The 5,590-nt window shown below is 42.6% G+C and carries 5 protein-coding genes; 2 read left to right on the top strand and 3 right to left on the bottom strand.

From position 1 onward, the window contains the following. Positions 1–207: 207 nt before the first annotated feature. Positions 208–1,881, top strand: a complete 1,674-nt coding sequence (locus VIN08_RS03850) for a sensor histidine kinase (RefSeq protein WP_331960503.1) — start codon at positions 208–210, stop codon at positions 1,879–1,881. A gap of 63 nt (positions 1,882–1,944) precedes the next feature. Here the strand turns inward: VIN08_RS03850 and VIN08_RS03845 are convergent, their stop codons facing one another. From VIN08_RS03845 to VIN08_RS03835, 3 genes are all read right to left on the bottom strand, one after another. Further along, on the bottom strand, positions 1,945–2,895 hold the full coding sequence (locus tag VIN08_RS03845) for a hypothetical protein (protein WP_331960500.1): 951 nt from the start codon (positions 2,893–2,895) through the stop codon (positions 1,945–1,947). Positions 2,896–3,050: 155 nt separating this feature from the next. After that, the gene (locus VIN08_RS03840) at positions 3,051–3,887 is read right to left on the bottom strand and encodes a hypothetical protein (RefSeq protein WP_331960497.1); all 837 of its coding nucleotides are present in this window, start codon (positions 3,885–3,887) and stop codon (positions 3,051–3,053) included. A 310-nt stretch (positions 3,888–4,197) separates the two neighbouring features. After that, on the bottom strand, positions 4,198–5,172 hold the full coding sequence (locus VIN08_RS03835) for an alpha/beta hydrolase (RefSeq protein WP_331960494.1): 975 nt from the start codon (positions 5,170–5,172) through the stop codon (positions 4,198–4,200). 94 nt (positions 5,173–5,266) lie between these two features. Here VIN08_RS03835 and VIN08_RS03830 point away from each other — a divergent pair. Beyond that, positions 5,267–5,590, top strand: a 324-nt coding sequence (locus VIN08_RS03830; RefSeq protein ID WP_331960491.1) for a hypothetical protein, incomplete at its 3' end; no start/stop codon positions are given.

The following is a 5,590-nucleotide window of genomic DNA, read 5'->3' as shown; positions in this document are numbered from 1 at the left end:
GGGCGAGGCTTCCTGTTTTAGAACGATAAATTACCAAATAAAATTCTGATCCGCTACATATTTTACACAAGGGGCTACCTCATCTACGTCTATACCTATAACAGCAAGTCTTGATAAAGATGTTAAGCGCGCTAAAAAATGGTTATATTCGTTTCGGTACCCTTGTGCCAATTGCTTTCCGTTTTGTATAGCCCAAATTCCTTACAGATGGTTAAACTCCATTTTAGCGGTAAAGTTATATATACCATTGTTTGCCTGATTGCTGTTTTACTGCTCATCAACACAGCATTGATGTATCGCAACAACCAGGTTATTGTGCGAAATAAAGTAATGCAGGAGGAAGCGGATAGCATCAAGCTCCTGTCTGTAGAGATGATGCGTACGCTACATTTACTCGACCTCGGCCTGCGTGGCTACGCTATATCTGCAAGCAAGCAACTACTGGCTCCTTATGATTCTTCTATTGTGCGCAAAGATCGCATTATGAATAAGCTGCAGTCTGCTTTAACAAAGCAAGGGTACCCCATGCAGGATTTTAAAACGTTGAGAAGTCATATTAATGATTACTATGGTATAGCAATAGAGATGAAATCGCTGCTGGATAAAGCAGATCAGCAGCTGTTTAAAAAATTATTTGATGAAGATCGCGGGTTTACTCTGCAGCGCGACTATAGAAAATTTCTGGCCGATGTGCAAGTATTTGAGAATAGTATAGCCCGTACAGCCAAAGCTAAACATGCGCAGGCACTTCTTTTCAGTTATTGGATGCAGGGTATATTATTTCTGTTATGTGTACCTACGCTGCTATACCTGGCACACTACGCCAACAAAACATTTTGGTTAGCCGAGGAATTGAACCAGTCGCAACGGGAGAAAGCAGAGTTACTGACACGCGAGAATAAAACATTGGAAGACCAGGTGCAGGCACGAACCAACGACCTGTTGCTGATGAACGAAGAGATCGTAGCACAAAATGAAGAGATCATTTCACAGAATGAAGAGATTGTGGCTACCAACGATCAGCTTTTTGCTCAGCGACAGGAAATAGAGAAACAACACGATGCACTCAGGATGCATTACGATGCCTTGCAGGAGGCACACAAAACTATTGCATCACAGCATACTTTGATACAACAGTATAATAAAGACCTGGTGCGTGAAGTAGAGAGCCAGACCAAAGACCTGCTTAGGGCTAATGTAGAATTAAAAGAACGAAATGCCCAGTTGGAACAGTTCACGTATGTAATCTCCCATAACCTGCGCGGACCTATGTCGCGGATACAAGGGCTTGCCGGTATTATGGCGTATGCTACCAACGAAGCCGAGGTATTGGATATAGGACAAAAGATGAATGTGTCTACACAGGATATGGATCGTGTGATCAAAGACCTCACCATGATCATGGAGATACGGAACATCAATCATAAAACACTTGAAGAGATCAGCTTGCCCGAAGTACTCGCACATGCCATGCAATTATTGCAATATGAAATTCATGAGTGCCGGGCGATCATTGACACAAACCTGCAGGTAAAAACCATATACGCATTAACCGCGTATGCCGAGAGTATATTCTATAACCTGATCAGCAACGCTATTAAATACAGAAGTCCTGACAGGCACCTGGTGATCCAGGTTTTCTCCTATCAAAAAGATCGCGATGTTGTTATAGAAGTTCGCGATAACGGTCTTGGTATAGATATGGTACAATTTAGCGAAAAGATATTTGTGCCCTATAAACGATTTCATTTACATGTGCCCGGTCGTGGCCTGGGACTATACCTGGTAAAAACACAGGTAGAGTCGCTGGAGGGTAAACTTGAAGTAGAGAGCACAGTAAATGAAGGAACCGTTTTTAAAATATACTTTCCATCGCGGTAAATATATACCGGCAATAAAAAGCCTCCCGTGTCAGGAGGCTTTTCATAACCAATAAGAAATTTACTAATAGTAGGAGAATAGATAAGTGCCGTGATCCGTTTCGCTATCGCCATGCACATCGTCATCTTTAGACTCATGTATATTTACTTTGGCAGGATAGCTCAATACATCGTAGCTATAGGTAAAAGTAAAGGTAATAGTCACAAAACTGTTGGAAGTATCGGTCCCTTTGTAAACAATCTTGGTAGGATTGTTACGGTCGCGGGGCAGCGTTTCAAAATATTCATCGTCCGGATACGAGGTCAGGTTCAGATAATATAGTACACCCGCTTGTATACCGAATGGATTGTTTCTTCCATCAAATGTTAAGTCCAGGTTATAACCGGCTTGTTCTTTTTGTGCTACTACGTGCGTAAGATTATTGCCGGTATAGGTATAGAAGTTTTCGTTTCCATAGATATTAGGCCACACCAGTATACCATAGTCAGTTCCCTTGCGTGTGCTTACGCGGCCGCTGCCATCATACGTATAGTCAATGTCAGCAGTCTTGTCCACTACCAGGAAGTCTTCATCCGGGTAGAATGCCAGGTGCTTGTTGTTGATGTTACTGCCTGATACCGAGAAGAAAGCTTTCTCTACACTTACCGGGCTGGCCGGTATATATGTTTTGGCAGTATACGAAGAAGGTATACATTCTTTTGAAGCGTAGTATACTTTCAGGTTGGTTACAACGCTGTCGCTTCCAGCCGTCTTCAAGCTTGCACCTCCGTAAGAAATTTTTACAATGCTATCCACCAGGTTATCCTGATAATAGAATCTATACTTTTCCTTCAGAGTATTCGTGTTGTCATAGTACACGATCTGCTTTACCTTTCTTTCCTTGGCAAACGCAGCGTTGCATTTTGCACATACTTCGTGGTCATCGCAGCCAGAGAAAAGAAAACAACATACTGCTAAACAAGAGAGGAGTACGGCATAGAGAGCCGTGGTTTTGAGCGTGAGAGGATTTTTCATGAGAGATTTTTTTTAAGTCATACTATAGTTTTAATGGGGCAATGAAATTAGTGAATGCATACGGATACACGGGAAAAAGTATAGGCATAAATCGACTATATACCACCTTCATGTGATGGAGATTTGATAAACGTTATAACAGTAAATTGCGATGGTTACTTCGTAGTAGTTGTTGTGGATTTTTGAACGTCTTCTATCTGTGTGATCACATCTTCATTGCTTGTACTGGCAATCCACTCAATGATCCTGATCTTTTTTATAGCAGCATCGGCAGATATAGCGGTTGTTGCTGTGAGTGATGTTGGCTGTGAAACAGATTTTACAATGAACAAAGATGTAATGAGACAAAACAACGAGAGCGTAATACCTGCAACAAGATAGAGTGAACTGATTCGCGAATGATCTATAGCCGAATGGATCGCAGCTTTCTCTTCAGCTTCTATAGCGGCCTGTTGTTCTGCTGCTATAGGTGTGAGCGCTGCTATAATGGTATTGGCGCGCGGAATGATGGCGCTCTCCACCGCATCTTCAGCCAGTAATTTTACCAATGGATCTTCATAATTATCGATCGTGATGAGGTTGGCCATTACACCATTCTCCTGGACAGCGATCAATGTATCGAAGCGGAGAAGTTCCAGTTGGATACGATCGCGCTGATGATCATTCCATGCTATACTATATTTCAGTAGTTTTTCTTTGAGTGCCGGATAGCGCACCTGCTGCAACTGACGCAGGGAGTTTTTGGATTCTGCATCGGCAGCAAGATATACCCAGTTCGTGGCCAGCATCTTCGATTCGTTCGTCATGAGTATAAGCGACTGCACAGCGTCCAGGGAAGGGCGCAGGTTGCTATAGTAATGTTTCATCGCCTGCACGCGCTGTTCCTGTTCGCGTAACGTGATCCATGCATGATAGGTTAAAACACCGAGCAGAATGATTAAACCTGCAATCAATATATTGCGCGGTATAATGTTGGCAGCGTAACGTCTCATAGATAAGGGAGTATATATATCAATATACTTTGTTTCCCGCAGATTTCGCAGATGAGCGCAGATTAAATGCAAAATATTTCCCACATCCCGATAGATACCGGGAACGGAATAATACGGAATTATACTTTGCGTTACTCTGAGTCTTCTTTGTGCCACTGGATTTTCTTCACTCACTTCCGTCTCACACTCACGATTAACAACTAACTGTTGACGAATAGCGAAACCTGAATATCGAACACCGAGCAAGGAATAACGAATGTCGAAGTAAGAGACGCTTTCCGCTTTAAACTTTTTGCTTTCAGCTTAAACGCTATCTTTTCCTATACAGATCATTAGGCGTAAGGTTCATTGTGCGTACTTTATTCAGGTTGTCGAATGACATATCGATGAGGTACGGCTTTTTGTTCAGTATATATTCCTGGATAAACCAGAGTATTTCCTTGGAGTTTTCGCTCAAGGGCAGGAACGAAACTTCATGCCCCATGCCTACCTCGCGGTATATATAGTACGGATATTTTTTCTTGTTGAATACTTTAGCAATGTGACTGGAACCATAGAAAGCTTTGTTGAAGAGCCTGATCTTCTTATAGATCACCAGTTTGTCGTCCGTGCCATGAAAGAGCATAGTTGGTGCCGGAGGTACTTTGTAGGTAAGTGCGCCATCGAAGGTAAGGATAGCACCGGCAAAAGCAATTATACCGGCATATTGAAAATCGGAAGGTAATACTTTCGCCACCGGCTTGTTGTTACGTTTTTCGAAATCTGCTTGCAATGCAGAGATAGCACCGGCACTGGAGCCTGACAGGATAATGAGAGAAGGATCAATCCCTATAGTGGATGCACTTTTCAGTATCCAGTTGGTCGCATCATAAATATCTTCCACTGCCATATTGATAGCTTTACGGAGTGGCCATGTACGAAAAGGCGTAACACGTTTAGCGCCTACAAGTCCGAGTCTGTACGACATCGACACTACTACATATTTACTTTGCGCCAGCGTGTTGAAGTAAGGATTGTATATAGGAGCATCGCGCCTTCCCCGAATGAAACCGCCACCAAATACAAAAAGCACACAAGGACTTTTATCCGGTGCATCCGCGTGCCGGTAGACGTCCAGTTGTAACTCGAGCGAATCTTTGGTGGCAAAGGTATACGTCTTTATGTCAATACCAGTATTGATAGGCACTTGCTGTCCGAGGCTGGTTACAGTACAACTGCATACAAGGACAAACGAAAAGAGTATAGAACCGAAGAAAGTGCCGGAGAATGTTTGAAGTCTGCTCATATACATGCGATAGAATAGCAAAATACAAAAGAGAAGTTGCAGTATATAAATGTAGTCTTTAAAATTGTTGGACTAAAAATTACCACCAGCGTGTATGCGAAAGGAACTGGCAAAAGAAGAAGGACAACGCAAGCGATTCAGGGCGGTGTTTAGCCGGTTTGGCAAAAAGACAAACTACAACGGCTACTCCGAAGAAACTGTGTTATTTCGCCATGTGGTAGACCTGGAAACGAACAAAGTTGTTACGGATCATTTGTGGTTCAGTCTCACCAAAGGCTTTGAGCAATTGAAACTATCGGAAGGTATGCAGGTAGAGTTTGATGCACGCGTAAAACTATATACCAAAGGGTATGTTAATACACGCTATAAGATCGATAAGAGTAAAGAAGATTATAAGTTAAGTCACCCGACCAAAATT

Origin of the sequence: Ohtaekwangia sp. (assembly GCF_036568665.1) — a bacterium.
Lineage (GTDB): Bacteria > Bacteroidota > Bacteroidia > Cytophagales > Cyclobacteriaceae > Ohtaekwangia.
This window is presented reverse-complemented; position numbering and strand designations above follow the sequence as displayed.